This window comes from Marinobacter sp. DUT-3, from assembly GCF_050379435.1.
Classification (GTDB): Bacteria; Pseudomonadota; Gammaproteobacteria; order Pseudomonadales; family Oleiphilaceae; genus Marinobacter.
The window spans coordinates 199,493-225,245 of sequence record NZ_JBNRMG010000004.1; the positions used below are offsets into that span (position 1 = coordinate 199,493).

At 54.1% G+C, this 25,753-nt stretch carries 24 protein-coding genes; 3 read left to right on the plus strand and 21 right to left on the minus strand.

Annotated elements, in window-relative coordinates; all coding sequences use genetic code 11:
* Window positions 1-13: 13 nt before the first annotated feature.
* The 6 genes from ACQUWM_RS09240 to ACQUWM_RS09265 all read right to left on the minus strand — a co-directional run bounded on the left by ACQUWM_RS09240 (window position 14) and on the right by ACQUWM_RS09265 (window position 11,042).
* Window positions 14-3,778: a DEAD/DEAH box helicase gene (locus ACQUWM_RS09240; protein ID WP_428921926.1), complete on the minus strand. Its 3,765-nt coding sequence runs from the start codon at window positions 3,776-3,778 to the stop codon at window positions 14-16.
* A gap of 51 nt (window positions 3,779-3,829) precedes the next feature.
* Window positions 3,830-4,573 carry a hypothetical protein gene (locus ACQUWM_RS09245; protein ID WP_428921927.1) on the minus strand — a complete coding sequence of 248 codons (744 nt, stop codon included), beginning with the start codon at window positions 4,571-4,573 and terminating at the stop codon, window positions 3,830-3,832.
* On the minus strand, window positions 4,570-6,252 hold the full coding sequence (locus ACQUWM_RS09250) for an Hsp70 family protein (RefSeq protein WP_428921928.1): 1,683 nt from the start codon (window positions 6,250-6,252) through the stop codon (window positions 4,570-4,572). The genes ACQUWM_RS09245 and ACQUWM_RS09250 overlap by 4 nt, the downstream gene beginning before the upstream one ends.
* 17 nt (window positions 6,253-6,269) lie before the next feature.
* On the minus strand, window positions 6,270-9,026 hold the full coding sequence (locus ACQUWM_RS09255; protein ID WP_428921929.1) for a hypothetical protein: 2,757 nt from the start codon (window positions 9,024-9,026) through the stop codon (window positions 6,270-6,272).
* Window positions 9,023-9,736, minus strand: a complete 714-nt coding sequence (locus ACQUWM_RS09260) for a DUF1266 domain-containing protein (RefSeq protein WP_407002987.1) — start codon at window positions 9,734-9,736, stop codon at window positions 9,023-9,025. Before ACQUWM_RS09260 ends, ACQUWM_RS09255 begins: the two co-directional genes overlap by 4 nt.
* Before the next feature lie 142 nt (window positions 9,737-9,878).
* The gene (locus tag ACQUWM_RS09265; RefSeq protein ID WP_428921930.1) at window positions 9,879-11,042 is read right to left on the minus strand and encodes a glutathionylspermidine synthase family protein; all 1,164 of its coding nucleotides are present in this window, start codon (window positions 11,040-11,042) and stop codon (window positions 9,879-9,881) included.
* A 165-nt stretch (window positions 11,043-11,207) separates the two neighbouring features.
* Between ACQUWM_RS09265 and ACQUWM_RS09270 the strand changes: the two genes are divergently transcribed.
* From ACQUWM_RS09270 to ACQUWM_RS09280, 3 genes are read left to right on the plus strand one after another with little or no spacing between them, the layout of a single operon-like run.
* A complete protein-coding gene (locus tag ACQUWM_RS09270; RefSeq protein WP_428921931.1) occupies window positions 11,208-11,924 on the plus strand; it encodes a DUF1190 domain-containing protein in 717 nt (238 codons plus the stop codon).
* A 6-nt stretch (window positions 11,925-11,930) separates the two neighbouring features.
* Complete coding sequence (locus ACQUWM_RS09275; RefSeq protein ID WP_428921932.1) at window positions 11,931-12,848, plus strand: hypothetical protein; 918 nt, start codon at window positions 11,931-11,933, stop codon at window positions 12,846-12,848.
* Between the two features lie 3 nt (window positions 12,849-12,851).
* The gene (locus tag ACQUWM_RS09280) at window positions 12,852-13,577 is read left to right on the plus strand and encodes a hypothetical protein (protein WP_428921933.1); all 726 of its coding nucleotides are present in this window, start codon (window positions 12,852-12,854) and stop codon (window positions 13,575-13,577) included.
* A 63-nt stretch (window positions 13,578-13,640) separates the two neighbouring features.
* On the opposite strand, the gene ACQUWM_RS09285 is transcribed toward ACQUWM_RS09280, so the two are convergent.
* The 15 genes from ACQUWM_RS09285 to ACQUWM_RS09355 form a co-directional block, all read right to left on the minus strand.
* Entirely contained in the window at window positions 13,641-15,254 is a 1,614-nt protein-coding gene (locus tag ACQUWM_RS09285) for a hypothetical protein (RefSeq protein WP_428921934.1), read from the minus strand.
* A gap of 59 nt (window positions 15,255-15,313) precedes the next feature.
* Window positions 15,314-15,763 carry a hypothetical protein gene (locus ACQUWM_RS09290; RefSeq protein ID WP_428921935.1) on the minus strand — a complete coding sequence of 150 codons (450 nt, stop codon included), beginning with the start codon at window positions 15,761-15,763 and terminating at the stop codon, window positions 15,314-15,316.
* Window positions 15,764-16,012: 249 nt separating this feature from the next.
* Entirely contained in the window at window positions 16,013-16,582 is a 570-nt protein-coding gene (locus tag ACQUWM_RS09295; RefSeq protein WP_428921936.1) for a hypothetical protein, read from the minus strand.
* Window positions 16,583-16,611: 29 nt separating this feature from the next.
* Entirely contained in the window at window positions 16,612-17,946 is a 1,335-nt protein-coding gene (locus ACQUWM_RS09300) for a hypothetical protein (protein ID WP_428921937.1), read from the minus strand.
* A gap of 31 nt (window positions 17,947-17,977) precedes the next feature.
* Complete coding sequence (locus ACQUWM_RS09305) at window positions 17,978-19,381, minus strand: hypothetical protein (protein ID WP_428921938.1); 1,404 nt, start codon at window positions 19,379-19,381, stop codon at window positions 17,978-17,980.
* 82 nt (window positions 19,382-19,463) lie between these two features.
* Window positions 19,464-19,706 (minus strand): hypothetical protein, encoded by a 243-nt coding sequence (locus ACQUWM_RS09310; protein WP_428921939.1) that lies wholly within the window; start codon window positions 19,704-19,706, stop codon window positions 19,464-19,466.
* A gap of 122 nt (window positions 19,707-19,828) precedes the next feature.
* Window positions 19,829-20,353, minus strand: coding sequence for a hypothetical protein (locus tag ACQUWM_RS09315; protein ID WP_428921940.1), 525 nt, complete (start codon window positions 20,351-20,353; stop codon window positions 19,829-19,831).
* Window positions 20,354-20,811: 458 nt separating this feature from the next.
* A complete protein-coding gene (locus ACQUWM_RS09320; RefSeq protein WP_428921941.1) occupies window positions 20,812-21,552 on the minus strand; it encodes a hypothetical protein in 741 nt (246 codons plus the stop codon).
* Window positions 21,553-21,557: 5 nt separating this feature from the next.
* Window positions 21,558-22,172 carry a hypothetical protein gene (locus ACQUWM_RS09325; RefSeq protein ID WP_428921942.1) on the minus strand — a complete coding sequence of 205 codons (615 nt, stop codon included), beginning with the start codon at window positions 22,170-22,172 and terminating at the stop codon, window positions 21,558-21,560.
* Window positions 22,173-22,287: 115 nt separating this feature from the next.
* A complete protein-coding gene (locus ACQUWM_RS09330; protein WP_428921943.1) occupies window positions 22,288-22,764 on the minus strand; it encodes a hypothetical protein in 477 nt (158 codons plus the stop codon).
* A 93-nt stretch (window positions 22,765-22,857) separates the two neighbouring features.
* Window positions 22,858-23,403: a hypothetical protein gene (locus ACQUWM_RS09335; protein WP_428921944.1), complete on the minus strand. Its 546-nt coding sequence runs from the start codon at window positions 23,401-23,403 to the stop codon at window positions 22,858-22,860.
* Between the two features lie 97 nt (window positions 23,404-23,500).
* Window positions 23,501-23,743 carry a hypothetical protein gene (locus ACQUWM_RS09340; protein ID WP_428921945.1) on the minus strand — a complete coding sequence of 81 codons (243 nt, stop codon included), beginning with the start codon at window positions 23,741-23,743 and terminating at the stop codon, window positions 23,501-23,503.
* Window positions 23,744-23,833: 90 nt separating this feature from the next.
* Entirely contained in the window at window positions 23,834-24,388 is a 555-nt protein-coding gene (locus ACQUWM_RS09345) for a hypothetical protein (protein WP_428921946.1), read from the minus strand.
* 637 nt (window positions 24,389-25,025) lie between these two features.
* Window positions 25,026-25,436 (minus strand): FUSC family protein, encoded by a 411-nt coding sequence (locus ACQUWM_RS09350; RefSeq protein ID WP_428921947.1) that lies wholly within the window; start codon window positions 25,434-25,436, stop codon window positions 25,026-25,028.
* A 9-nt stretch (window positions 25,437-25,445) separates the two neighbouring features.
* On the minus strand, window positions 25,446-25,727 hold the full coding sequence (locus ACQUWM_RS09355) for a hypothetical protein (protein WP_428921948.1): 282 nt from the start codon (window positions 25,725-25,727) through the stop codon (window positions 25,446-25,448).
* Window positions 25,728-25,753: the final 26 nt, after the last annotated feature.

The following is a 25,753-nucleotide window of genomic DNA, read 5'->3' on the forward strand; positions in this document are numbered from 1 at the left end:
TTTGCCAGATCCTTCATTCTCGCTCATAAAGTGCAACTCGCTCGGTGAGACGGCCAACGTCTGCCAGCGCCTGATCAAGTTGAGTGTCGCCTCTCAGCACTGCCAATCGAGTCGCAAGCTGGGTTAACGCCGCGACCGCATCACGACAACCGGTGTACCGGCGCTGGATTTCGGGGGTAAGGATGTCGAGACTATCCATATCTCTTGCGCTTTCCATTAAAAGGCAGAGCCCGGATAATTCGGCTTCAGCTGCCGTGTAGAGGGCATCACGGCTCGCCTCATAGCGTTGAAATGAAATCTCACCAGGCTGGAAATGCTGCTGTATCCAGAAGCTCGCCAGATTGTTGTTTTTAGACAACTCTTTGTAAAGACTCGCAAGACTGATGTTGCTTTTGCTTTCCTCATCACGCAACGGGGGCAGGCCCAGCAAACGTTGGTAGAGATCTGCATCCAGGGAGGCCACCGATACTGGATCCAGCACCCGGCCACTCAAACCGAGGCAGCTCCTCAGCTCCTCTTTAACTTTATTTTTGCGCTTGTGCCAATGAACCGCCGCCAAGGGAAAGAGCTTCATGCCTGCCCGCTCCAACAGGCGATAACGATCTATAGCCCAGGCCTGCTCAACCCCACTTCCCGATTCTGCACCGACGAGATCAATTGCTACTCTGCGCGATTCGACAAATGCTACAAGGTCAATACATTGGCCAGCGAAAGGATAGTCGCTCTGACACTTAACGCCCAAGCCGGCAAGCCAGACTCTGAGTTCACGCCGGACACTGTCGGTAGGGTCTTGCTGAACAGGCGATCGAGTTTGCTCTACCTTTCGGGCATAACGAATGTACTCATGTATTGCACTGTGACCCGACTCAGCCAGAACCGCCTTCGGGTAGAACAGAATCTGCTGATGCCGCGCACGGGTCACTGCAACATTCAACACGTCATCGCGGCCCATAAAACGGCGCGCGGAATCTGACTGCCCGGGCCAGAGACAGGTCGCCATCAGAATGATATCCCGCTCCTCTCCCTGGAACCCAAAGGGAGTCGCAACACGAAGCCTGAAACGGCCAATGTTCTTGAGAGATACCTCCTCAAGGATTCGTTTTTCCAACTCCAGCGCTGCCCGCCTCTGCATGGCCATAACGCCAATACTGGGATAAATCTCCGCCTCTGCGTAGGCCTCCAGGAGGTCAGCAAGCTCGCGCATCACCGCATCCATCTCGGCGAGATTCAGCTTACCCTCGAGCGCAAGCTCGCAGTCCACGTGCCTGAAAGGTTGCTCCACAAGTTCTGACTTATGGTGAGTTAGTATCTGGATCCGGCTGTTGTAATACCGGTCGTTACTGAATCCGATGAGATTCGGATGACTGCGGAAATGCTCGTCCAGAAATCCCACAGCATCCTGCCGTTTGATCGCTGTCATGGCATAGTCCAGCAAAGACCGGCTACGATAATCCAGATCAACGCCTAAATAAGTCACCCTGTGCTCTGCAGCTTTCTGACTCTGCCATTCTCTTGAGACAAAGGAGAAATGCCTCAGCTGCTGGGGATCACCCACCACAACGGCTCGCCGCCCCCGTTGCAGAGCCGGTAGTGCCAGGGGCAAGTTGCACTGTGTCGCTTCATCGATAATGACCAGATCAAACAGATCTTTAGCCAGCGGGACCGTCTCGTTCAGAGAACCAGCCGACACAACCCAGACTGGTAGCACGCTGGTCATCAGGTGCCAGTTAACAGATTCCATGTGGCGATTGCGATGGTAGGACGATCGCGACCGCGCGACTTTGGACAACTCCCCCAGTTCGCTCCGGTGCGCGCGCAGCAATCGCGACAACCTTGCCCTCAGGGTCGCCTTCAAAAATCGCTCTGTCACCTTCTGGTGCCGAGCCAATTGGCGAAGCGCCTCCTCCCAATAGTTTGAAAGCAGGTCATCATGAACTATCCACTTCCGATAACACCAGGCCCGGAGCCCCTGGGCTGAGAGCCCGCCTTTTTCCGCTCTCGCCAGCGCTCTGGAAAAGTTACTGTTTGCTTGCCGTAACAGGTCGTCACCCGGCTCATTCAGTAACGGGTTCCCGCGCCCGCCCAACGAATCAGGCTTTGAGTCACCGCGGGCCAGCCAACGGTCGAGCTTCTCCAGAAACTCTTTCTTGTAATCTCCTCTGCCGGGCCTCATCACCAATCCTGACGAGCCTCCGAACAAGGCAGTCACTTTATCCCGCACGACATCCGCCGCGTGATCATTCGCACACACAATGAGAACCGATTCACCGTTAATCACCCGGTCAAACGCTTGGCATGCCAAGGTGTGGGTTTTTCCAGTACCTGGCGGGCCGTTAATCACGCTAAGCAACTCTGTCGCACCGTTCACTAAGGCCAGCTCCTGGGCATTAGTCAGCGGTGAGGGCAATCGGTTCGGGGTTGAAATGCTTTGACGGGCGAGCTGCTGCTCACTGCCCAAGATTTGTAACAAGGGTGCCGACAAAGGCATGTCTGACTCTGCCAGCAGCGACAATTCATGCATGACGCTTCGCTCCATACGGGAGCGGCGGCTGAACCAGCAAAAAGAGAATTTGCCCCAGTGGACATTGCCATCGCGTAACAGCTTGCGGCTAATTCCGTTGGAGCACCACTGTTCTATATCGAGCCCAGGCGGCGAGAATTTCTGTTGCAGGAATTCTTCGATCCGCTCAAGACATCTCAAGTCATTGGAGAAATCCAACTCCGGCAAGGGGTCGTCAAACAGGTCCAGCACAGCCGGGTTATACTCCAACTGTTCAACGGAAATCGGTGTTTCGTATAGTTCGTGCGCTTGTTGTAATTGTCCTTCAGACCAATCAATAGGCAACTGAAGCAGTGGCGCGCGAATACGCTGAGTCTGACCCTCCTCATCAACTACCGATGCTGCGATCGGGTAGAGCCCGAGCATCAATTGATAGTCCTGCCCTTTTAGAGACTGGGTAGATGCAAGGGTGCTGATGTCACCGTATTGAAATCCCAGTGTTGAGAAAGTCAGGAAGGAGTGAGAGCGCCACTTGCTTGCATATTTGATGACATAATGTATGTAGACGTTCGTCTCGTGCACCTTGTTCCAGTCGCGTATCGCCAGGTCGCCCTCCGAGTCGTTCGGAAGCCAAAACATGGTCCCGCACATCCAACCGGTTTCTACCGCTTTCGCCAACCAAGTAAGGCGGAACTCAGAAAATATTGAGAGTCGCTCTGCCTTCAACTTCTCGGGACAGTGAAAAAGGCTCTCCGGCTGCGCTTCTTTGCCGAGCCCGGCTTCCAGTCGTGACTCAATCACCTCCAACACATTGGTACCAGGCATCCAATTGAGCGCAGGCAGGTCAAAAGGGAGATGGCGAGTCACTTCCGGGTTATAGCGCAGCAGCTTAAAGTCAAAAGGCTCCTGCACGAGTTTGGGGAAGCGGGCATATTTCCTTAGCACATCGTCGATCGGCGCGATCAGCAATGGCGCGCGAATGTCCCCTCCGTCGCCACCAATGATGACAACCGGGAAAATCCCCAACATGAGAGCACCTTCTTCTTTGCCCTCATCTCTCGCTGCCCGCCGGAAACCGTCATATTTATTACGATATAAACCGAGTTCTTCCAGCGTGCACTTGCCGACCTCGGGCCAGGCGGAATGGGGATGGTAAAACCCAGGCGACACCAGGTGATCTCTTTGAGAAGCAGCAAACACGTCGGTCAAAGGTTGGTCGAAACCTTCTTTGCTTAGGCAATCCCTGAAATACTTGATTAGGTTGCGACTAGAATCCATAACTGCCAACTCCGGACGAGCTTGAGATAGTCTTTTTGGTTCAGCATTGACTCAAGAGACATTGTGGCGATTCGCAGCGCCCTCTTTCCGGAACTGCTTGAGAAAAGGCAAATCAGGCAGCGGTGTACCGGGTTCCATATAGCTTTTCACAAACTCCCAGTACTCGAGCGCATCGGCTCTGCGGTCAAATAATCTATTCAGGCTCGCAAAGGGCAGGTTTTGATCCGGGAGCCATAGGTCAACTGAATAGTCAGCTCCGTACTTTTTATAGTTTGGCCTAACACGCCCACTGACTTCAGAAAAACAATAGATATCAGACACATACCAAGAGCAATGACGCACCGTGCCAGTCCGCCTGTTAAAGACCATCGCACCCATCAAATCGGGAGATGGAAATATCCCGAGAAGGCGCTTGAACCAATCCGGATACCAACGCCTTGCTCTGCTGCAGAGTAGCAAAGTAGTTTCCCAAAGATACATAAAGCCACCGAGCCACAGAAACCCAAATATTGCAAAAACACACAGAGCTTGAAGGAAAATGAAAGCGCTCCCGCTTTCTAACCCCCCTGTTAAAATAAAAACCAAAGGTATCAATATCGGAATCAACATCAACCAGCCCAGCAAACAGAATCCCCACTGAATAACAAAATCCCAAGGCCGTGAGCTCTTCTTCATCAGGCATAAATATCGATCATCCATGTGGTATCCAAGCAGCTCGTGCTGTGCCCGCCCCTTAAGCACCTGCGATTTGTAACGGCGCTGCTCCCTTACAAGGAAGTCCGGTTCAGCTTTCACGACATTTCCCTTATTGCATTATCCAGGGTCTCTCTCAACCGAGCTATCTCCGATGGATCCTGGCGGGATAACGCCACCTCAAATTCATTGAGCCAGCCCATAATCTGCTCACGCTCCTGCCCTAGAGCCTGCGAGTAGGCGCTTTCCAGCCTTGCCCGAAGGGTGCGGTTGGGCATCTCATCACGGGGGTGGATTTTCACCCGGCTCAACCGTTCCTGGGATGCCCGCTTTTCTTCTTCGGTGAGGCCGTTGGGGCTGCGGTCAATCAGCCGTTCGGTCTTTTCACCTGTCGACAGTACGGTTACATCCACCTCCAGCAAACCATCAATGTTATAGCTGAAGCGCACCGCGATGCCTTCCCGACCCGCCGGAGCGGGTGGCACCGGCACTGTGATATCACCGATAAACACATTGTCATTGACCCGAGGCCGCTCACCCTGAAAGATCACGACACTCACCGCTTCCTGGCCATCCCTGCTTGTGGAATAGATCTGTTCCCTGGACGCAGGTATGGTGGTATTGCGCTCGATAATCGGTGACATAAGGCCGTCAACACGCTCGCCGTTAACGTCGGTGGAGATGGCAATACCCAACGTATAGGGGCAGACGTCTGTCATGATGATTTCCTGAACCGCGTCATCCCTGAGGCGGCAGGCTGCCTGGGCTGCTGCGCCAAGGGCCACGACAGTATCCGGATCCAGGCTACGCAGGGGCATTTTCCCGAATAACTGACTGACCAGTTGCTGGGTTTCCCAAAGCCGGGTGCCACCGCCTACCATCACGATACTGTCGAGCGAGCGGGGGTCGATTTTCGAATCCCGGAGCGCGCGCTCCAAAGGTTGGCGCAAACGGTCCAGCAGCGGCTTCCATACTTTGGCGACGCCGTCTGCAGCTGGCCACTGCCAGGTTTTGCCGTTCCAGCTCCAGACAAGTTGATCGCGCTGATGCGTCGACAAACATTTCATCTGTTCTGCCTTAGCGACCAGAACTGCCAAAGAGGGTGAATCTATCGAGTCCCGCACCAGCCCCCAGTCTTCAAGGCAAGCGTCCACAATAGCCCCGGTGAAATCCTCTCCACCCAAAAAATTGTCGCCCGTTGAAGAACGGACTTCGATGACGGGGCCGATATATTCCAGCAGGGTAACGTCAAACGTGCCCCCGCCAAGATCAAACACCAGGGACAGCCGGTCTGCGTCCTCGTGCAAACCATAGGCCATGGCCGCTGCGGTTGGCTCGTTGATCAACCGCACGGCATTAAGGCCAGCCAGCTCGGCCGCGAAAGCGGTGTGTTTACGCTGCTCGTCATTGAAATACGCCGGTACCGAGATGACGACATCTTTGATTTCCTGCCCGAGGTAGCTTTCCGCGTCCTGTTTCAGACTGCTTAAAACAAATGAAGAGAGCTCCGTTGGCGTATAACTGTGCCCATCGGCAAGGTCAAAGCGGTGGTCAGCCCCCATGAAACGCTTGAACGCTACCGCAGTTCGCTCCGGGTGGGATACGCGCCGGGCGGCCGCCGCAGCGCCCACCAACAAGCTTTCGTCCTCATCCACACTCACGGCAGAGGGAGTCAGCACCTGCCCCAGGCTGTTGGGTATAAGGTGGGCTTTTCCATCCTGCCAGACCGCGATCAGACTATTGGTGGTCCCCAGATCTATGCCGACTGGTATAGCTTTCATGAAACAGTCCTTGTTTTCTATGCATCGAGGCTGGCCCTATATTGGCCCAGCATTTCCGTGAGAGAAGTGTCTTGATTAAAAGGGTGATCATCGAGCTGTGCGGCAGATGGCTTTATCAGCATGATCCCCAAAACAAAGAGGCCAACAAAAGGAAACACAATTGATAAAGCGATCCCAAGAACGATGCGGGGGGATCCAAAACCTGCGTCCCTCATCCGGCGCGCAAGGCTGCTGATAACCCCCAAGGTCAACGCCCCCATAGTAAAAAGTGACACTTCAAAGGACAACGACGACAGGTTGGCCCACCAAGTGAAAACAACCCCCAGGAAAATCATCAGATGAAGTGCGAAATCTCGACGACTCAGAAGCCCCCCAAACCAGAAGGGAATAAACGCGGTGTGCCGCTCTGGCTTTATTGCTTCTCGCAGGTGCTCCAACCGCTTTTCCACACTGCGTAGAAGCAAACCAGATAAGAGACGGTCAACCATCTGCTTTTCTCGTCCCTCACCTTTATAGACACGGTAAAGGCGGCTCATACTCAGAAACTCAGGCCATTCCTGTGGCGAACGCCGGTTTAAGAGCGCCAACAACTCCACGGAAGCTGCCACGTATTCCGGATAATCCGCGCTCCACTCATTGATGGGCTTCAATGCTTCCGGGCGCATGGTCAATGCTTCGGCCAACCGGACCCCCGAGGGCATTTTTATCCGTTCCATGCGCGGCATGGGCCGCCCGGTCAACGGTTCTGGCATCGATTCGGCCATGGCGTCATCAAACGTTACCAGGAACAGGAACAACAGGTTATCGATCGAATTTTCGGAACTATCGCCCAACAACGCCGCCAACAACGGGACCCATGAAGTATCCGGCAACCGATGATCGCCTGGCCAGTGTTGCATCACATACCGGATGATACCGGGTGTTCTCAGCAGTCGTGCAAATGACCTACCCAGGCCGGAGTTATCCAGAGTGTTTACATGGCGTTGGCAGAAGGTATTGAGCAAGAAGCTCTCTCCGCCCCCATTACCAATGTTCAATACCAGGTCAGCCAGCAGTTTGAAGGGCGTGTCCTCGGGATGAGCCAGGATTCTCTCGAGAAGTCCACGAGCGCCCGGGTCGAGCAGCCGATCCGGTTTGCAATCCAGCAACAGGCCCAGCCGGATACAGTCATCGACTCGCTCCGCACTGTCTGGAAAGGACGCTTTTTCAAACCAGTGCTGACTGCCAAGACCGATACGGTCCTTCACCCACTCAATGATATCTGCGGGGATTCGGACCAATTCTGGTTCCCCAACCTCAATACCAGCTCCCTCGACCAAGCGCTGCAAGGTCTCCAGCGGAGCATCCGGGCAATAACTGATAACCCGCCATAACATCGAGCGCGAGACAGCCGGCAAGGAACCTTTCCCTGCCTGATCAACCACCCTGTCCAACTCAGCCCAGCTCTGCTCCTGAAGGCACTGATGCTCAAGCAGAATTTCAACGGCCAGTTGCATTGGAAGCTCAAGTCCGGGTATGGCCGCCTTCAGGTGCTCCGGATTAACCTCCTGACAATGAAACACCCGTGGCCCGGCAAGAAGCTGCTTCAGCCATTCGTATAGCGAAGCAAGAGAATTTGGCTCGTGGCTCTCGAAGAAAAACGGATCAGGACATTCGTAGGGGCTTGAACATTCCAGAACGCTGTCTATCAGGCGCGTGATACTGTCGTGCAGAAGGCCCTCACTCCTGGCCAAAGCCCGTCGAGACGTGGTCATCACCATGCATTCTGCAGCATCAAGGGGTTGTTGCAGCCCAGGCTTCAGCAGCATCACCCAAAGCGGCACCCATTCCGGACGGAAGCGCTGATGCAGCTCAACAATAAAGCTCTTGATTTCCGGGGATGCGTCGACTGTGACCAAGGGGCGCAGCGCTGACATGGCGTTCAGATAATCTCCCCGATGTGAGTGGAGCTGCGCCAACAGCCAGCACCTGTCCTCTGGCTGCTGGTCGAACAAATGTTTCAGCAGTCGTTGGGCATAATGCAACCACTCTTCCGATACTGGTTGCTCTACAGCGGTGTAACACCGCAGCACCAGCATCGCGGCACGGGGACATTCCGGAAGCAGGAACACTCCGGGTTCATTAAGCAGCATCTCAACCGCCGCCAGATTACCCCGGCCATACTCGCCTGCCAGCATTGTGAGGAAACGCAAGGTGGCCTCCTGCAGCGGAGTCGGCCAACGCTTTAGTGTGGAAAGATCGAAGACATCTTCAGCATCCAGCCCCACCAGGAAATCCTCCAGGTAAAGCGCCTGGTCGGCTGGATATTGAGGCAACAAAGCAGACCACTCCAACCGATCCCGCAGATGCCTGAGCACCCGGTTGGGAAGGTATCGATGATCCATGGCCCAGTTCAACGTTGGCTGAGTGAGGGTGTACAGCGCAGAGAGGGACAGGGTTCCCAGTTGTTGGATAAGCTGTTCATAAGGCTCCTCCAAAAACCGCAGAGCTGGGTCCCTTTCTATTTGTACCAGATTATCCATCCAGCCCCTGGCTTCGCTGAGCGCTGGATCTTCTTCAGGCGTGTTGACCTCAGGGGACACCTCGCTATGGTCTTGGGCACAGCCTTGCTGTGCCATGTCCAGAGCCGTTTCATAGGCTTCCCGAAGTGCCTTAAAGCCTTGGGGGTCTTCCTCTGGATGAACCTCAGGCAAACGTGCCAGGTAGGCCTTCCTGATCGCTCGCTCATCATTCGTCGCCTCGATTCCCAGAACACCCCACACCTGATCGTTCATACCCCCTCCTCACCCAGCGAGCCAGGCCGATCAAGATGGTCGAGCCTGATCTTCCAGGGCAAGTAGTTTGCAGGGTTGTCGGAAGAGTTCATGACTTCGTTGAAGACGCGGTGCAACCAGCCCGGCGCGGTTCCAAACAGGAACTCCTGCACCTCGGCGGGGTCCTCCATACCCAGAGTCATCCACAGCAGGCGCCCACAAAAGAAAGCCTGCAGATACTGCTCCCACGAACGGTGCCAGTACAAGGCACGAAAGCCCAGTTGCAACTGCAGGTATACAAACTCCCCCTCGCTGATGTAGCCCAAGTACAAGCCGTTGCGTAGCAGGAATCCCATACGCCCCAGATCCCAGGCCCGAATCCCTCCTCGACCGGTGAGCATTGCCGTTTTATTCAGGAAGGCGTCCTGCAAACGGGCGATATCAGACATGTTCGCACGCGCACTCTCACGCTCACTCGGAAGGGATTGGTGCCAAGCCCAGTAACGCCCACCAATAGACGCTGCATGGCCATGATCCATCATGCGGGTTACTGTAGACAAAAGCCCTTCCCGGTTCTCAATGCCCCAGGACGACTTCAGCAAGTTATTTTGTTTATCTGTGGTATCACCGGACCAGAAGGAGGGAATACTATAGGCGGCGTCCTTGATATTGAGGGCAACCATTGGGCTGCTCAAAGCCATAAGCCAGAGCTGCTGCTCTTTGGGTAGCATATCTTCCATCCTTGAAGAAAATTGTTGATTGTTCCCAGAGCTGAAAGTTTAACCGTGCTGAAGCCGTTTTTGTAGGCCCGAGGACAGGCAACTCCCGAGGCAAAGCCAGAGCCAAAACCTATTTATCGGAATGGGAAACCGTTCAGTCCAGAATGAAATGAGGCACGAACCGCGAGGTATCCCGCGTGATCGCCGTGTTGTCTTCGCGGATTCCCATGCCAACGGCTTCTCTGCCAACCACCCAGCTGCCGATCAGACAGTAATGCCCGGAAAATCGGGGAGGCGGGCACCAGCTCTGGAGAATCGTTGGCCCACTCCCATACGGTCCCTCCACCTGAGCTTCCACGCCGGCTCCCGATTCAATCGAAATGTTCGCGCCTTCTCTCGAGAACAGAGGCTTGCGCACCCAGCGTTCCGGTGCAGGATCACAGACTTTGTCTCCCTCAAACCATGCGGGCAGAAGATTCGGGTGGCCTTTGTGTCGTTCCCATAACAGCGGCAGGATGCCCTTGTTGGAGAGGATCAGCTTCCAGGGAGGCTCCACGAACTGGGCGCCGCCGGTGGCAACATGGTCAGAAAAGTCCTCCTGCCACATCCATTCCCAGGGGTAGAGCTTGAACAGCTGATCAATGGGGGCGTCATCAAGACCAATAAAGCGTTCGCCGGCGCCAAGGCCGATTTCATCAACGAACAGGGTGGAAGGCTTGAGCCCGGCCTGCTCCGCGCAGTCCGCGAGATACTCGATGGTGCCCGCGTCCTCGGGGTGGTCCCGGCAACAGGCCAGGTGGAACGGCTGCCCGGCACGGCCAATCATTTCCAGTCGCTCGATCAGGGCTTCCTGCAGGCGGTTGAACTGATCCGCCCCTGCGGCTAGCTGCCCCCGTCCGATTTGCTGCTCCAGCCAAAGCCATTGAAAGAAGCCGGTTTCGTACAGTGAGGTTGGTGTGTCGGCGTTGTATTCGTAGAATTTTGCCGGACCCTGGCCATCGTAAGAAAAGTCCATGCGGCCATAGAGCGAGGGCTCTGAAAACTTCCAGCTGTCGGCAATCAGATCCCAGGCTTTCTCAGGGATCGCCAGTCGCCTCATCAGGCGTTCACTGGAGACAACCTCTGCCACCAGGTCAAGGCACATGGCATGAAGAGCCTCTGTCGGCGCTTCGATGTCTTCCTCGATCTCCCGGAGGGTGAACTGATAGCAGGCGGTTTCGTCCCAGTAGGGCTCCCCTTCCGGGGTGTGGAAATGAAATCCGGAAGATTCTGCCTGGGAACACCAGTCCGGGCGGGGGGCAATCTGAATGCGTTTCATGGAGCTTCCTTCTCCCTGAGCGTGTCAGTCCGATACAAACCAAAAGCGCGGGAGTCTAACCAGAATCAAGCCATCAGGGAAGCGGCGCGCTATCGCCCGGATTGACCTTTCCTGTCACTTGCTATAAATTTCTGCCAAAAATCGCACTCAGGAGAAGGATACTCCATGGCCACTCAGGAAGAGATGAGCGCCGCCCTGCAACCCCGCACCCGTCGTCAGAAACGCTCCCAGGCTGCCACTCTGGTACTCATGGGCGCCACGCCGTTCGCCGTGCTCGGCCTTGATCCACTGCACACCGACGTGCGTGTTTTTCAGAACCTGCAAGCCTGCCAGTCAGCACTCTCCTCTGCCCCTGGTTACTGTGAAAGCCTCGACGCGGAAGCAGCATCCCGGCACCCGGAAATGGCCCCCAGGTACACCTCCCGACATCAGTGTGAAGCAGATTTTGCCCATGTCACCGGTGAAGAATCCTGTGCGAGTGGCTGGTGCAGCACGGAGAGCCTGTCCACCTGCGAGAGCACTGGGGACGGTTACTACCGGCCACCCTATACATCGTTCCTGGTTGACCAGTCTGTGCTTGATGGCACCTATGAGGGCGAACAACCTGCGCCGGAATCACTGGATGGAAGCCAGCTGCAACCCGTGTATGGCATTTCCGACCACACCCTGAACAACACCGGCGACAACGATAACGCCTCACATCACAGTCACGTTCCCTTTTATTGGCACTATGTAGCAGCCAACGGGCAGTATCTTGGCAACAAGAACCTTCGCGGCCCCGTTACCCGGGCACGTACACAGCTGGCGGCCAATACCGGCACAACCCGGCGGGGTGGCTTTGGGGCGACTGCCAAGCAAACCATGCAGGCCGCAAGGAGCTGACCACCCATGCATACACGCACTTACCTTCGCCTGATACTGGTTATTGGCTGCTTTGTCACAGCACCTGCACAGGCGGAAACCTCAACGGAGCAACTTGCCGAAGACCTGCATCAGACGCTTACGGAAGCACCTGAATCCTTACGCTGGCTTATGCCCAACGAAGACGAACCGCTCACCCACGAGGACGTTGGAATAAAATCAGAGCAATGCAGCCGCCCGGTACCGGCCCAGGCAAACCCCTCTCCCCGGTTTCTGGTTCGCTGCGTATCGCCCCAGCTCATTAGCTTCCAGGTGGTTGGCGTTCAGACCGTAACTTCATGGGAAAACACCGAAGGCAGCTGGAACACCGGACAGATCGTCTCCATTCGTGGCGTGGCCGTCGACTCTTCCCTAAACCGTTACTCTGCCCGAAAGGTGGAATATAAAACGATCTGGCATGACGGCGATCCCCTCGGCCCTTATGAGCGCGCCTTCACTTTTCTGCCTGAGTCTGGCATCGACGAATTAAAGGCTTTCTGGGAGAACCTGCCGGCGGAGGAGCACATCTCCCTCGCCGGACTTGAGCAATGGCGCCAGCTGACCTGGCCGGACGCAGTGGTTGGGCTTCGCCGTGAAGGCAAACTGTTGCTGCAATCAGGTTCCCTTGCCGGCACCAGCGACCTGCTGGAGAAAATCTCCGAAAAAGACGCCCTGCCCCCTTTTGCCCAAGGCCTGATCCGGCCGGTTACCGCAACGCGCTCATGGGATCCCTACAAACCACCCGGTGCGCCAATGTTTTTGCTCCACACCCTGGCCACGAAAAATTCGCAGTATGCCATCGCGCTTTCAGACACCGCGCCGGACGAGACGCACAAGGACACGCAACTTCTCAGCTCCGGGCAGCATTACAATCTGGTGTTTTTGCCTGTTGAAAGGAATCTGTAAATCATGACAACTGACATTGCCGAAACGTCACTCCAGGCGGCTACCCCATTGAACACACTGAAACGTGTACCGGATGGCCAGAATAACACCGCACAGTTCCTGCTGACCGGGAACAGCAGCGCCATCACCAGCCTTCTGGTTATCTGGTTTCCCGTGTTTGCCGTGCTTTGTTACGGATTCGTGGTGCCTTTCACCTTTACCGCCTGGGGAGAGAACAACCTGCTGCTGATTCTGGCCATTTGGTCCGCAGCCTGGCTGATGCTGACCCTTGTCACCCTGATTGCCGGCACGGGGCGACACATGTACAACGTCGACCTTGCTCAACGCACCATTACCCACCTGAACTCCGGCCAGACTACATCGCTGGCACTGGAACTGCGTCAACGGGCCGAAGGCGATGCGCTGGAACTGAAAGAGCCACTGGATTCCGGCTGGCACCTGGAAGCTGACACCAGAACCGTTTCGGAACTGGAACCGGAAGAGGCGAACGACATTCCCGAATGGCAGCCCCTCAGCCTCAAAGAACACTTCACGACAAAAGCCAAAGACGGCTCGCTGATGGCGCTGTTTGTGTTCATCAACATCCCGCTGGCGATTATTCACTTTGTCAGCAGCACCGGGGGCTTATTCTTTGCCTGCCAACTATACCTGCTCGCGGCCTGGGCAATCTCCCAGACCGTTAGCTGGCTGCTCGAACGCCGTGACTACCGGGCGCTGGCACGCTCATGAAATGAGCGATGCCAGGAACCACTCTTTCCGAAACACACACCATCCTATATTGGACGCTCAGAGTTACAGCAGCATCAGGATGAAAACAAAAATAATGCCGCCAATCCCCAGCCACTTCAGCAACTCTTTCACATCCGATTCACTATCCGCTTTCTCTGGCTCTTTGTCGCTCCGAAGCGCGTAGCTGTAGAGAGCAAGGCTGTTCCTTGCCTGAATGACCATGTGCTCCGCAGAAACCCGCATGCCTTTGTACCAGGCCTCCGGGAAATCAATGAGCGCTGGGGGTATGCGGATAGAACCTCCCAAATCCCACAAAGCCATGGAGCCGCCAACCACCAAATCATCACGCAAGGGCATCTCCGCTGGAACTCGCTCTTCCGGCACCTCCAGATCCTGCAGCGGATTGCACACATAGTGGCCGCCCTGCATACCCAGCACCATCACAGGTAGCATCTCTTCACCGCACCGGAATCCGGCCAGGAACGGGAATCGCTCATCGTCAGGATCGCTGAAGAATCTGCGTTCAGAATTGTCCGGCAAGGCTGTAAGCAGATGCCTTAAACGGCCTTCAAAGAAGTAGAAGCCGCCTTCCAGACGCCGGGATAACGCAAATATCCCCCAACCCAGATGCCGCTTTAATAAGCGTTGCAGGGCGGCAGGCAGCGGGTGAAGACCCGGCGCTGTAGGCAGTTTATAGGGCATGCGCTCCAGATCATCCAGGGTCAACGTTTCCTCATGAATTCTCTGGGGGGCAATGGCAGCCCCGTAACTGCTTTGCTCTATATATTGAAACACGAACTTAACAGCGTCGATCGGCTCCTCTTGCCGCTCTTTTCCTTGCTCGTCGAAAACAATCGGAGTGATGGTCGTAGGCTGCACTTCGAGCTTCAGGTTCTTCCGGTTCGGAAACAAATACTGTTCAATCAGGGAATAGATCCGCTTTGGGCCTGTCAGATAGTCCTGATCGATGGCCCCATCCCCCGGGAGTGCGATTTCATCTCCGGCGGCAGCCTGCTCCTGAAGCGCTATTTCGCCCTCCAGGCAGGGACTGGCCCAACGGTCATAGATCAGGCGCTCATCCGACGATAACGACGACGCCGGCACCGCATTATCCGGCAACTCGGGTAAATACGGGTTTGTCGACCAGTTCTGGCTGTCATCGTATACCAGCCAGGAATCTCCCTCTTCCGATCCCGAGTTTACTGACCACCTCTGAAGACGGCCGGGCGCCAGGCTTTTCGCACCCTCGCCTTCCAGCGGAATCGGATTGATACTGTAGTAGCTATCGCTGCCGTCCTGGCTGGTAATTAAGGCCGTGTACCCAAGCAGCAATAAAACTACCCGCTCGAATACTATGCCCTCTTTAGCCCAAGCAAGAACGCACCCGTCTGAGCAAGCAAGGCGCGCCAATTCCCAGAGAGGAACGCTTTTGATGTGAGGTCTGGCCAGCTCGCCCACACCTTCGACTGATGCAGACAGCCCCTCAGCTTCTTCTTTTTTCAGCGTGACCAACATCGCAAGCTCCGCCCCGTATGGCACGGAAACCGGCCTTTCAACGCCTTTCTGATCAAACACGAAAAGGGTAAAAAACATCTGCTCCGACCAATTCTTCAGCAGGCCTTTCTTATTCCCCTTTTCCAGGGCCCTCTTCAGCTTAGAGGGCCGGGAGGCTTCCATAACTGTTTGCATAAAGCTTCTTCCCTGTTGACGGCGGGCTCATGCGCCCTGCGCACCTCTCAAGTTTGCGACTCTGGCGTTGGTGGCGCCGACGCAAGTACCAGATTCAAATGACCGCCGGGCTCAATCTGGCCGGCAATCACACCCTCCACTGAGGGAATGCCATGGTCATCAACCAGCGTGAAATTCTCCGAGATGAACGCTTCAATTTCCCGAACAACCGGGGGCGCGATCTGGCTGCCAATACACAGCAGAAAAACCCCTATCGAAACAACCATTCCGGGATTAAGCAGAATAAATTGCGTGAGAGTGGGGCCACTATAGCTGACGAGAATAGAACTAGGGCCGCCGATCATGATCAGAACACCAATAAAGGCAACTACAACTCCGGCAATCGTGAAGAAATTGCCGACTTTCTGGCGCGATTCCAGCTTTTGTGCAAGAGGGAAGTTTTCAATACGGTGAGGCAAGTCAGCTATTGTAAGCCGACGCTGGGAAGGAGTTTCCATTCCTTAGATTCCTGTTTTTTCGAGTCCGTGAAAGCTGAGCATTCTAATGGGCCGGTGGTCAGGCTTCAACTGCGACCGGACTTAACTGACTGCTTTTGCAGCCGGCATCAATAGCGGCCACGAATCTATCCACGTAAAAACCTTTGCAGCGCACTATCCGGCAACGGAGTACTTTTAAGCCATTCCGCAGCATCGGTGCGGGCCCAGTGATCACGAAGCTATCTTTCGTGATTATGTTCGTAATCCGATTCAACTTTTTTCTGCTTCGGCATGCGCTATGGAGATTCCCTGAAAGGAAATAAACCGGCTACTTTCCAATGCTTCATACAAATCCTTCAGGATCTTCTTGTGATCCTCGGCGTAGTTGTAGAGGTCTGTGGCAAATATACCGCCATCAGCCCGTTGCCGACTGAAGAAGCGCCCCCGTTTCGCACTAATGTACTTATCATTGTTTTTCGCATAGATAACAAGATGCACAAAGCGGCCAAGGCGCGTGCTGAAGTGATCAACGACTTCAAAGCGGGAAATGTCCGACCACGGAATCTCTTTGAATTCACAATCGTCAATTCTCAGGAATTGCGGGGTGATCTCAATAACATTGTTGCGAACTTTAAAATCGCGATACCAGATACTGAAAAGGAACAGACCAAGCAAAAGCATTAATCCGACCGCAAAAAGAACTGATGTGTCCTCATACAGAAAGTAACCGGTCAAACCTACTGCACCGAGGTGCATTACTCCCATCGCAAAGATTAAAGGTTTATCTTTCAGGTAGACCTTGGTCCTGATGACCGGTATATCCTTATACATTGACTCCATTCAAATTACTCCTTAAGCCAACAAACCTACTACAGTAAGGTGCTTCCCTGAGTCGCCCCGCCTCGCTTCCACTGTTGTTTTGACTGGCGTCGTATCTGCCACTGGGACAGCGGGCCCATTCGGGCGAAGGTCAGGCCGCGTTCATAGGCGCGGTTCAGTTGCTCGTTGATGGTTTGCAACTCTTCGGATGGTTTGGCCCATTGAGCTTCCGGCAGCGGTTCCGACCAGGCCTTCAATTCCGTCGGCAAGCTCCGCAAGGCCAGGATTTTGATACGGCGTTCGGTGATGATATGGGCCAGGTAGCGCTGGAAGAACCAGTCACCCACTTTTTTCCAGAGCCAGGGCAAGAATGACATTTCCTTGCGAGCCTGGCGACACTTGGCCTTGTAGTGGGCCAGGGTTTCATCGTCCTTGGGATCCGGGCAAGCCTCCGGCCCATCTTCCATAAACCGGCGAATGCACTCCCACTGGGCCAGGCCCGCCGTTTCGTGACCCACGTTGATTTTGGCGGCCGCCAACGCCGATTCCGGGTCATCCGGCTTGGGGATGGCCAGAGTGAGGAAGGTGTGGGTGGCCATCAGGCTGGGGCCGATGTTCTGCTGGGTTTCAATGAAGGCGACCAGCTTTTCCCAGGGATAGATCTCGTAGACAAGGCGAGGGTCGTGTTTTTTCTTTAGGCGGAGGGCTAGAAATAGGTAAGCACCTATCACAAGGATTTCGACACCCAGCAAAAACAGTCCTTGGATTACCAAAGTATTGCGGCGATCAATGGACGAATACTCGTTTTCGAAGGGAGCCAAAGCGAAGACCACTGTACCGATTAAAACAAGGTAAGTGATAAAGGCAGCATTTTCGCTCCAGAATGGCAGCTTGAGTTTCTCTCCCTCCGACCAGCGAGGCATGGCAACTTCCCGGCGTTGTCGGTTCAATCTCACTGGAGGGCTCTCCTGTGCCGCTTTATTCGCCTGGAAATGCACGTATAGCCCCCAGGGCAGCGAAATGAGCAGGTTCCCAATAAGCATATACATTGGAGAAACCCAATCCCAACGCCCAGAAGCATCTGGGCCCAGCGCAAGCATAAGCCCAAACCCCAAGAACCCTATAGATAGGATGCTCAAGCTCAGAAACATTAAAGAAAATTCCGCGCCAAAAAGAAGGTTACCTCCCTGTAGATCCAACCACTCCCCGGTTTTTCGCCGTATCCAGGAGTTTGCGTCCACCGCCCGCTCGCCGGTCGTCACCGGTGCGGGACTTATTGCCAACATCTTACCGTCCTGAGTGGTGCGGCGAGCGCCAGGCTCCCAGCGGATGGCTGCACCTGGATGAGTACGGTTGCCCAATCCCTGATTTCGCTCTTCTTCCATGAATACTGGTGACCTCACTTTAGGATGACACTCAGGCCCGAAAACGGCCCCGGGCCTGTTTCTGTTGCCGCTTTTCCTTAGGCGGCTCCTGCCATTGGGACAAGGGACCCATGCGGGCGAAACTCAGGCCCCGCTCGTAGGCGCGGGTGAGTTGCTCGTTGGTGATCTGCAGCTCTTCGGATGGCTTGGCCCATTGGGCTTCCGGCAGCGGTTCCGACCAGGCCTTCAATTCCGTCGGCAAGCTCCGCAAGGCCAGGGTTTTGATACGGCGTTCGGTGATGATATGGGCCAGGTAGCGCTGGAAGAACCAGTCACCCACTTTCTTGCCGAGCCAGGGAAAGAAAGACATTTCTTTGCGCGCCTGACGGCACTTGGCTTTATAGTGGGCCAGGGTGTCGTCGTCCTTGGGATCCGGGCAAGCCTCCGGCCCATCTTCCATAAACCGGCGAATACACTCCCACTGGGCCAGGCCCGCGGTTTCGTGACCCACGTTGATTTTGGTTGCCGCCAGTGCCGATTCCGGATCATCCGGCTTGGGGATGGCCAGAGTGAGGAAGGTGTGGGTGACCATCAGGCTGGGGCCGATGTTCTGCTGGGTTTCAATGAAAGCAACCAGCTGTTCCCAGGGGTGGATCTCGTAGACAAGGCTTGGGTCGTGTTTTTTCTTCAGGCGGAGTCCGATGAAGAGGTACGTACCAATCACCAGAGTTTCTATACCTAGTGCAACTAAAGCCCAAAAGATTAGATTATTGCGGTATTCCTCTGTCGCGTCCTCCAACATAAACGGGGTGAACACTGCCACGACAGTGAATACGACAATAACATAAGCCCACCCTTCTGAGCTTTCACTCCAAAATGGGAACTTGAAATCTCTCCCCCCCGTCCAGCGAGGCATGGCCACTTCCCGGCGCTGGCGATTCAACCTCACCGGAGGGCTTTCCTTAACCGCTTTGTTGCCGAGAAAATGCATGTAGAGTCCCCAGGGCAATGAAACCAGAAGGTTGCCCGTGAGCACAAATAGGGGCAACTCCCAATCCCATCTCCCGAGATTGATTGCAACTTCAACAGTGAAGGCGACAGCCGCTAGAACAGTCAATAGACTCAAGCTCAAAAACATCAACGCAAACTCGGCCCCGAATAACAGGTTACCGCCCTGCAAATCTAACCAACGTTCCGATTTGCGTCGGATCCAGGCATTGGCATCCACCGCCCGTCCACCTGTCGCCACCGGTGCGGGGCTTAAGGCCAATAACTGACCTTCCTCAGAGGTGCGGCGCGCGCCGGGTTCCCAAGGAAAGTCCAGCTGTGCATCCGAGCGATACGCTTGCACCCCATAATCCCCAATAAAGCCGCCAGTGGCTGTGTTTTTATCAAGCACTTCCGTGAACCTTTTTACTGAATCAGAACGGCTGATCTCTACCAGGGAATTAGACATGGGCGTGTATCACGTTGACGGAAACCGTTTTGGCTCCTTCGCCCGGCAAAAATTCCTTGGGGAGGCATGGTCTTTACTGCCGTCAGGCAGTGATCAGCTTGTTCTCAAGCTCCGACAATCTGCGCTTCATCGCGTCATCAACCTCCTCGGGCTTGATCCGCGAGATGATGTTGCGAAGAACCCGGATTTCGTTCGCATCAATCACGCCATCGCGTTCAGCGATACGGACAAGTTCTTCCAACTCCTTTGCATCGAGCTTTCCGTCGTCGGCAAAGCATTGAATGGATCTGAATGACAGTTCGAGGTAATCGCGGCTTTCGGTCATCATTATCTCCTTATTGTGAAATGGAATTTTGGTTAGCTGTATAACTACTTAGCGGCTTCTCGTCCCGTCCGGGTTGCCAGGCGGTGGGGCTGTAGTAGGTACTCTCAGCCATTGTAGGGTTCCTAACCAAACGCCTTCAGGCAGCGCTGGTACATTTCCTTGGTCTTCTGCTTATAGGTGGCCTCGTCCATGTCTCTCCAATACCTGGGATTGCGTTCGGTCTTGCGATCGTACTCGGCGGTCACCGGGTCTTTACTCCGGTGAGGCTCGAACAGAGGAATGTCCGGCAGCGGAGCCGTGCTGTCCATGTACTGCAGCCAGAAGTTCCATTGTGCCTTGTGGTCTTCATCATTGGCGGAGGCGGCCTGGAAATCGGTCAGAGTCAGGGCTTCTTCCCGGAAGCGGTGAACCATTGCCCCGTAATACAGTGGCAGGCCCTGGTGAGTGGGACCGCTGTGGACATAGCCATCAAATTCCGAGAACGGGGATTGCCAGGCGATCTGGCCGGCGTCCCGTTTCTTCTTGGGATCACGGAACACTGTGACCAACCCGGTGCGGCGGTTGAATTCCCACTGGGGACCCCTGGGGTCCTTGTAGATCCAGCCGGGGAAGAGGCGTTCGATGAGACTTACTCCGCTCCAAACCACAGCACATGGTCCGCCAACGTAAACCAAAGCAGGAATAAAAAACTCCTTTATATAAGGAGTTGGGTTGCGATCACTTAGGAAAACTGCCTCTAAAAGTTGAAGGAGCAACAGAGCGCCACCTCCAAGTAAAATGAACTTAGCAAAGGCCTTCGATATCAACCACCGCCATGAGGAACTCGGTAGCGTGGCCCAGCGAATGCTCTCCTGGTTGATCCAGGCAATCGGTACTTTCTTTTTCTCCTTGCCATGCCCTTTTTCAATGTACCAGTTAGAGTCCTCGTCTTGCCCTGGCGGCCAGGTTTCCAGAAAATCACCTGGCACCACATCAGGTACATATCCCTTGGACAACTTCTCCCCCGCTGCCCACTGGAATCGAAAGCTTCGGGAGCGAATGTCTAGTTGCCCTCGACGGCGCGGCTTCTCGTCCAGTCCGGGTTGCCCGGGCCGCCGTTCGGTGTCTATGCGTTTGACCTTGCTGTGCATCTCATCCACTTTTCCCGGAAAGTCTTGTCGTACATGTCACGCCAGTAACGCACTGGCCGGCCATCAAATTCATAGAACGGGTATTGGGTAACCGTAGGCTCTTCCCGTTTCCGGAATAAACGTTTTCGTGGGTACTGCCAGACGCTGACCAGACCAGTACAGCGACTAACCCCCCATTCCGGGCCTCGACCGGTTTTTAGGCACCACTTGGGGAAGAGCTTGAAGAGGATGGCTGAGGAAAGCCACATCAGCGCAGGTAGACCTGAAAAAACCAGGAAGTACTGACAAAAGTTCCAGAACAGCGTGGGCCAGCTTTCATTCTTGTCCACAAGAAGCTCGAATGAAATACCGGAAACCAACACAATTGGTACTGAAATCAAGAAAAAGCCTTTACCAAAAACGTCAAGGGCATCAATAACCCTTGAACGAAAAGCCAGTTTCGCATGGCGTAAGCACTCATGATCCGCCCGACCCTGAAAGCCAATGCCATCGAAAAGATCACCATGCTTTTCAACCCGCCTCAATATTTTCGGGGAGATTCTCGAAAATACAATCGGTGGTATTACATCCCTGGTATTTCCCCATGGCATCCGGAAGCTTGCGGACCGATCCAGACCCGTACGGTTCAGTTCCGCCGTTTGGTTGCTCTGAGCAGGAATGGCATCGGAACGGTAGGCAAACGGCTCGTAATAATCACTAGCGCTGGAATCGGCCATGCCAGTCACGCCAGTTGATTGAACAACCGACTGCCCTGCAAGCGCCTGAGGTAATTGATCAAGGGGAGATTCAGCAAACTTAAAGGCGCCGCCATTAGAAAACCGGGAATGATCAAAAACAGCGACAGCTTGCTGACTCCCTTGCGAGGCGCGGCACAGCCTCTCAATCCGAACATGACCAGCCCGACAACAAACAGGAAAACACCGGCACCGAAGATACTTGCCATCGTCATGTGTTCAGGAACGGCTCTTTCCACCAGAAAGAATCCAAACATGGCAAGAAAGCCAATCGTACAAATCACGCCACCGGCGGCATCCCCAGGCTTCTGGAGTTCGAGCTTTTCTGATAGCAATTTCAGGGCTGTCGTCAGGGTATCCGGATCGGAGTGTTGAGGTGCAATATCAGCTCCCTTCACTGCCAACATCATGAAAGGTTTTTTGCGATCATCGTGTTTCAGCTGCAATGCCACGACATCGCCGCTTTGCCAATCCGCGGGCCTGCCACGCTGGTTAACGGGTGTAACGGTGGCGCCGGGAAGCGCCCGCTGGAGATCTTCGGCTAGGCTCTGGAGGTCTTCGGCAGAAATGCTCTGGTATCTGATTTCAGGGGCAAACAACATAGGATCATCCTTTTCCAGTTTCGCACTGCGTCCTGCAGTGGTTTCAAACGTCGCGAGTATACACAGGGCTTCGCAATCAATCTATTCTCATCATTCCTGACATGGTCGCCTCCTCTCATGAGGCGTAGTTCAACGTCTCTGCCATCAAATTACGCCGCTGGGCGGTGTCGATGATGGTGACATCGGTGAACATCCGGTCCACTTTCTTCTTGAAAGTTTCATCGTCCATATCCCGCCAGTAACGCGGTGGCCGACCGGTTTTTTGATCATGTTCTGCAGTGGTTGGATCCAGCGGGCGGTATCGCTCCAGCATCGGAAGTTCCGGCAGCGGCTTGGTGGTATCCATGTAGTTCTGGATAAAGTCCCAGTAGGCATAACACATGGTGGCACTGCCGTGGGCGCCGAGAATATCGCCAACGGTGACGTCCAGCTTGCTGTACCGGTGAGAGAGCACTAGATCAAACAGGGTACCGAACCGATCCACCCGGGCACAGCACCAGGCATCAAATTCGTAGAAGGGTTTTTCGATGACTACTGGAGGTTTCCTGGGCAGGAACGGGAACTTCCGGGAATACTGCCAGACCTTGATCATGCCGGTGCGGCGGTTGAATTCCCATTCGGGGCCGCGGCCGTTTTGGTGGAGCCATTTGGGGAACAGGCGAAAGGCTAGGTCGGAGATAAGAAGCTAAAGCACCCCTCCCACCAACAGAAGAAAACCAGGAAGCCCCAGAGCTTCTGAATACTCAGACCAACTCCCCTGGAAGCGTCCGAAGAGGGGAGATCTCACTATCAAAACAATTAAGTAAATGGGCGACGCGAGGTAAGTCCACATCTTTCCAAGAACACTTATCATGTCGAAAAAACGCGCCTGAAACGCCAGTGGCGCATGCCGGAAACATTCGTGGCTGTTCTCAACGTAAAGCCCGAGTTTATTCGCCAGATCTTCCTTTTTCTCCAGCCTTCGCAGTTTCTTGGGCGGATTTCCCGACATAAATGTCGGCGGCACCACCTCCCGGGTATTTCCCCAAGGCAACCGCAGACTGGCGGAACGATCCAGCCCCGTCCGGTTCAATTCCTCCGTCTGATTCTTCTGGGGAGGAATGGCATCGGAACGGTAAGCATACTGCCCGTAGTAATCACCGACGCGGGCAGTGCTGGAAGAATTATTCAACATTTCCCTGAACCTTTTGACGATACCAGAACGGCTGATCTCTACCCGGGAAAACGACATGGGCGCTACGCCCCTTCGAAGCCGAATTGGTTTCCGTCAACGGGAATCCACGCTCGTTAGCACGCAGCCATCTTCCGTGATTATGGTCGGGCTCCCGTCAGGCCGCAGACAGTTTGCGCTCTATCTCCGACAGTCGGCGCTTCATCGCGTCATCAATCTCTTCGGGCTTGATTCGCGAGATGATGTTTCGAAGAACCCGGATTTCGTTCGCATCAATCACGCCATCGCGTTCAGCGATACGGACAAGCTCTCCCAACTCCTTTGCATCGAGCTTTCCGTCGTCGGCAAAGCACTGAATGGATCTGAATGACAGTTCGAGGTAATCGCGGCTTGTGGACATCACTATTTCCTTATTGTGAATTGAAACTCTGGTTGGTTGTATAACGGCTTAACAGCTTCTGCGTGTGAACTAGGGTCACAAATTGGTGCGTCACGAAGCATATCTGAGCTTCCGTGCCATCAGGTTCGGTCGTTGGGCGGTATCGATAATGGTCACGTTCGTATGCATTCGATCGACCTTTTTCTTGAAGGTATCCATGTCCATGTCACGCCAGTAACGCTCTGGACGACCGGTTTTCCGATCATGCTCGGCAGTCACCGGATCGAGATGACGGTATTCTTCCAGCAAAGGAAAATCCGGTAGCGGGTGAGTGATATCCATGTAATTCTGGATGAAATCCCAGAAGGCATAACACATCTTGGCGTGCCCATGGGCACCCAGAATGTCTCCTACAGTTACATCCAGCTTGCTGTATCGGTGGGAGAGCACCAGATCAAACAGAGTGCCATGGCGGTCTACGCGAGCGCAGCACCAGGCATCAAATTCGTAGAAGGGTTTTTCGATGACTACTGGAGGTTTGGCTGGCATGAACGGGCGCTTGCGGGAATACTGCCAGACCTTGACCATGCCGGTTCGGCGGTTGATTTCCCATTCTGGGCCGCGCCCGGCTTTGAGGACCCAGCGGGGAAAGAGGCGGAATACCAAGTCTGAGGCTAACCATAAGAATGCCCCTCTCCCAACTATGAACATGTCAAGAGTGGTAATCGTTTCCAGGTATTCTGGCCACGTCTCCCCTTCATTTCGTGAAAATAAAAAAACCAGCAAAAACATGGGAGCAATCATATAGCATCCCAGCTTGCCCAGTATGTTCATCATGTCAAAAAAACGTGTTCGAAAAGCCAGTGGAGCATAGCGGAAGCACTCATGGTTATTTTCAGCCTGAAGCCCTATTTTTTTGCTGTATCCTCTCGCTTTTCCAACTTACGGAGCTTCTTTGGTGAAAACCTGGAAAATAAGTTTGGTGGCACAACGTTCTTGGTATTTTCCCAAGGCAATCTCAGACTGGCTGACTGCCCCAGCTTTGAGCGATTAAGCTCCTCATGCTGATCCGACTGCAGGGGTACAGCATCCGGGCGATAGGCCATTTTTCAGTAATAGCCATCTACACCAGAAATGGCTGTGTCCATATCAGGCATGTTCCTGAACCTTTTCACTAAACCAGAACGGCTGATCTTTTCTGGAGAAATCAGGCTGGGCATGGTCGTCGTTATCTGAATCGCACGTCATAGGGTAGCTCCCGACCCTATGATCTGCCGCGTGTCCCAGGATGATGATCTTAAAATCAGCTTAACCATTTTTCTTGGAGGAAGGGTGAAAGTTCAATTTCTGCTTTTTCTTCCAGCCCTTTCCAGTGCAATTTCAATGACCGTTCCCGGCCATCATCGTTATAAGTAACCTTCGTGTACTTTGGGTGATTATCATCAATGTCTGTAATGTCCCGGTAGTTGATCAAATGCAGAGCGGATATCGGAGCCAGCTTCACCTCCATATGATCTTCATAGCACTTAATGGGATAGCGGGAGGAATTCCATATCCCCATTACTATTAGCATGATGATGAATCCGATGTGGTAAAAAGGCAGACCGGGAAGTGCCAGAATCGCCATAAACCATAAAACGCCAAGCAATGTCCCTCCAAAGATCTGAGCATCTACAAGGGTCCGGTTCATTTTCAATTTCTTTACAGGTTCCATATCGTCCTACTAGCCCTTTTTCGAAAATTCTCTACGGCGCATTTCATCCATTGCCTCCCTGGCCCCCAACACCCCAATCAGTCCAAGCGGGATGAATGCAAAACTTCCAATCATGAAAACAATCCCGCCGGGTTGTACGGCATTGAACAAAATCATCATCAAGCCAATGGCATTTAGAGCCAGGAAAAACCCGAGAATCATTACAAAAACATCAGGATAGTCACCGACGCAAAGAACGAGGAAAACAATACAGTGGAGAACAAAAGCAGCCACAACCTTTCCATTTATCATTTATTCATCCTTGATTAACAACTCAA

Excerpts from the sequence above, each read along its gene's own strand:
- ACQUWM_RS09320 (WP_428921941.1), bottom strand. The coding sequence starts at position 21,552 with ATGGCCGATTCCAGCGCTAGTGATTATTACGAGCCGTTTGCCTACCGT.
- ACQUWM_RS09250 (WP_428921928.1), bottom strand. The coding sequence starts at position 6,252 with ATGAAAGCTATACCAGTCGGCATAGATCTGGGGACCACCAATAGTCTG.
- ACQUWM_RS09255 (WP_428921929.1), bottom strand. The coding sequence starts at position 9,026 with ATGAACGATCAGGTGTGGGGTGTTCTGGGAATCGAGGCGACGAATGAT.
- ACQUWM_RS09305 (WP_428921938.1), bottom strand. The coding sequence starts at position 19,381 with ATGTCTAATTCCCTGGTAGAGATCAGCCGTTCTGATTCAGTAAAAAGG.
- ACQUWM_RS09265 (WP_428921930.1), bottom strand. The coding sequence starts at position 11,042 with ATGAAACGCATTCAGATTGCCCCCCGCCCGGACTGGTGTTCCCAGGCA.
- ACQUWM_RS09285 (WP_428921934.1), bottom strand. The coding sequence starts at position 15,254 with ATGGAAGCCTCCCGGCCCTCTAAGCTGAAGAGGGCCCTGGAAAAGGGG.
- ACQUWM_RS09350 (WP_428921947.1), bottom strand. The coding sequence starts at position 25,436 with ATGGAACCTGTAAAGAAATTGAAAATGAACCGGACCCTTGTAGATGCT.
- ACQUWM_RS09295 (WP_428921936.1), bottom strand. The coding sequence starts at position 16,582 with ATGGAGTCAATGTATAAGGATATACCGGTCATCAGGACCAAGGTCTAC.
- ACQUWM_RS09240 (WP_428921926.1), bottom strand. The coding sequence starts at position 3,778 with ATGGATTCTAGTCGCAACCTAATCAAGTATTTCAGGGATTGCCTAAGC.
- ACQUWM_RS09330 (WP_428921943.1), bottom strand. The coding sequence starts at position 22,764 with ATGATCAAGGTCTGGCAGTATTCCCGGAAGTTCCCGTTCCTGCCCAGG.
- ACQUWM_RS09300 (WP_428921937.1), bottom strand. The coding sequence starts at position 17,946 with ATGGAAGAAGAGCGAAATCAGGGATTGGGCAACCGTACTCATCCAGGT.
- ACQUWM_RS09260 (WP_407002987.1), bottom strand. The coding sequence starts at position 9,736 with ATGCTACCCAAAGAGCAGCAGCTCTGGCTTATGGCTTTGAGCAGCCCA.
- ACQUWM_RS09290 (WP_428921935.1), bottom strand. The coding sequence starts at position 15,763 with ATGGAAACTCCTTCCCAGCGTCGGCTTACAATAGCTGACTTGCCTCAC.
- ACQUWM_RS09270 (WP_428921931.1), top strand. The coding sequence starts at position 11,208 with ATGGCCACTCAGGAAGAGATGAGCGCCGCCCTGCAACCCCGCACCCGT.
- ACQUWM_RS09280 (WP_428921933.1), top strand. The coding sequence starts at position 12,852 with ATGACAACTGACATTGCCGAAACGTCACTCCAGGCGGCTACCCCATTG.
- ACQUWM_RS09275 (WP_428921932.1), top strand. The coding sequence starts at position 11,931 with ATGCATACACGCACTTACCTTCGCCTGATACTGGTTATTGGCTGCTTT.
- ACQUWM_RS09335 (WP_428921944.1), bottom strand. The coding sequence starts at position 23,403 with ATGTCGTTTTCCCGGGTAGAGATCAGCCGTTCTGGTATCGTCAAAAGG.
- ACQUWM_RS09355 (WP_428921948.1), bottom strand. The coding sequence starts at position 25,727 with ATGATAAATGGAAAGGTTGTGGCTGCTTTTGTTCTCCACTGTATTGTT.
- ACQUWM_RS09310 (WP_428921939.1), bottom strand. The coding sequence starts at position 19,706 with ATGACCGAAAGCCGCGATTACCTCGAACTGTCATTCAGATCCATTCAA.
- ACQUWM_RS09325 (WP_428921942.1), bottom strand. The coding sequence starts at position 22,172 with ATGTTGTTTGCCCCTGAAATCAGATACCAGAGCATTTCTGCCGAAGAC.
- ACQUWM_RS09340 (WP_428921945.1), bottom strand. The coding sequence starts at position 23,743 with ATGTCCACAAGCCGCGATTACCTCGAACTGTCATTCAGATCCATTCAG.